This is a genomic window from Pseudomonadota bacterium, assembly GCA_026388315.1.
Taxonomy (GTDB): domain Bacteria; phylum Desulfobacterota; class Syntrophorhabdia; order Syntrophorhabdales; family Syntrophorhabdaceae; genus MWEV01.
The window spans coordinates 1-2,194 of the sequence record JAPLKA010000027.1 but is presented as its reverse complement, the minus strand read 5'-3'; the positions used below and the strand labels follow the sequence as shown (position 1 = coordinate 2,194).

General features: G+C 40.0%; 2 protein-coding genes. Both read left to right on the top strand.

Translation table 11 applies throughout. The annotated features are described in order from the left end of the window. Positions 1–624, top strand: a 624-nt coding sequence (locus tag NTX75_02655) for a hypothetical protein (protein ID MCX5815129.1), incomplete at its 5' end; no start/stop codon positions are given. A gap of 75 nt (positions 625–699) precedes the next feature. After that, positions 700–2,058: a hypothetical protein gene (locus NTX75_02650; protein MCX5815128.1), complete on the top strand. Its 1,359-nt coding sequence runs from the start codon at positions 700–702 to the stop codon at positions 2,056–2,058. Positions 2,059–2,194 lie beyond the last annotated feature (136 nt).

Below are 2,194 nucleotides of genomic sequence, written 5' to 3'. Positions count from 1 at the left end.
TTTATCAACGGTTGCACCAGAGAATGTCAACTCGAAGGCGAGGCATTTATAGTAACGAAGGGTAGGCAGAACGTGCGCCTCGGCCTGGTTGAAGTCAGAGCTATTCCCGAAAAAGAGATTTTAGAGTTCGTTGAAAAAAAGAAGGCTACTGCAAAAGAAGAGTTACCAAAAATCAAAAGCGAATACGAAAATTGTAAAAAAAATCTTGACGCCGCTTGGAGCGTTCAAAGAGCTATACAAAAAAAGTGTTTGGAAGGACATTCATTAGAGGAATGCGAAAGTGCCATTAAACAGCATCCTAAAGCGAAAGCTGCGTCGAGTAAAAGATGGACTGAATATTCCAACGCACTTGAAAAATATGCTTATTACTATCGTGGAGATTTTTTGTTTGATAATATCCCTGAAGGTATAGCAAAAGTCAAAACCGACGCAGATGGTAAGTTTGCTATAATGCTAAAACAAGATTCAAAGTATGCTTTAATAGCCCGTGCTGACCGAAAGATTTATAATAATACAGAGAAATACTACTGGTTTGTTTGGGTCAATACAGAAAAATACAAAACAAAGAAGATATTTCTAAGCAACGATAATTTATTGGCAACGTTCATAAGTTGTGGCATTTAGCATTTGATTAAATCACGACCCCTTCTATATATTTAGATTAAGTTAGCCAAAAATAATCTAAATGAAGAGGCCGTGATGAAAGGTAAGGTTATTATAACATTGGACTTCGATCTTGCAATAGGGAAAGTTAATTTGAATGAAATTGTTTATCAGTTGAAAGAGATCAGAAACCCTTTAATGCTTACTATACTCAGGAAGATCCTTGAGACCTGCGATGATCTTATTTCTGAGCGATTAAGTCAAACAAAGATTTATCCAAGTAAGTATCGTGGGGGTCTTGGAAGACATATACGAAAGGGTGATCCGGAAGAACACTTTTGCAGAGGCAGAAAAATACGGAAACGGGGTTATCGTATGGAACCCCGACAGTTCTCCACTGTATTCGGTGAAGTAAAGATACCTATACGGGTAGCTGAATGTGTAAAATGTGAAGGCCGGTATTCTCCTCTCTTAAGTGCACTCAAGATAGGCCGATATGCGAGAAGAGAAGTAAACTTTGAGCATGAGGTTGTTGAATCGGTCATTGATACAAACTATAGAAGACTCATTGATGGACGGTCAATCGATATCTCCCTGGGAGGTATTCATAATATCGTTGTTGGCAGTGATATTGATACCCTCCTTCAAGAGCCTGTTTCCGTAGAAGGTCTCTCTGCCTTTATGGCTGATGGTACAGGGGTTAAACAATACAAAGGTCGTAAGGGAGAATTAAGAGTTGTCATCGGTATTACCACATCAGGAAGGCTTGAACCACTTGGCTGCTTTACCAATACCCCATGGACTGAAGTAGAGCAAACCATAAAAGAACGTATAAAAGAGAAGGAGCAATACAATATACCCTTTGTCTATGATGGGGAGCCTGGACTTGATGACTTTTTAGCAAATATTGCTGAATCCCAACGGTGCACATGGCATGGTCCCAGAGGACTGTATCATGCCCTCTGGGAAGATGGAATAAAGAAGAAAGAGAGTCAACCGGAAACAGATAAAATCAAACAGTTGATAGGTATAGAGCTACCTGAGGGTGATTTTGAGATCCTGAAAGAAGAAGACAAGGAACAGGTAAAAACCAGCTATGAAAAAAGCAAGGCAGAGATCAAGGAACTGGTACAGACATTTTACAATAAGGGGTATCGGCACGGGGCATCTTACCTTGAGAAACTGTCAGACCGTATTTTTACCAATATTGAACTCTGGCTGAAAACAGGGGTGATTGCTCCAAAGACAACATCCCTTTTGGAACGTCTCTTTAGAGAATTAGGACGCCGTCTAAAGAAAATAGCCTGGGGTTGGTCTGATAAGGGAGCGACAAACATCTCTAAAATGATCATGATCAGGCAATACTCCAGAGAGAAATGGGAGCAATACTGGAAAAACAAACTTGGGATAAAAGACTACTTCAACATTCATATAGAATCGGTTGAGATATCATGATGCCACAACTTATGAACGATACTAATTAATTTGAATCCAATCATTTTCCGCAAAATCAATCTCTCCCGCGACTGGTCCAGACGAAGTCCCAACACCAGTGAAACCAGCCAATGGTTTTAGCTCCAAAGCACCACTT

What these genes read in the sequence shown, in the direction of transcription:
- NTX75_02650 (MCX5815128.1), top strand. Translation starts at nt 700, where the DNA reads ATGAAAGGTAAGGTTATTATAACATTGGACTTCGATCTTGCAATAGGG.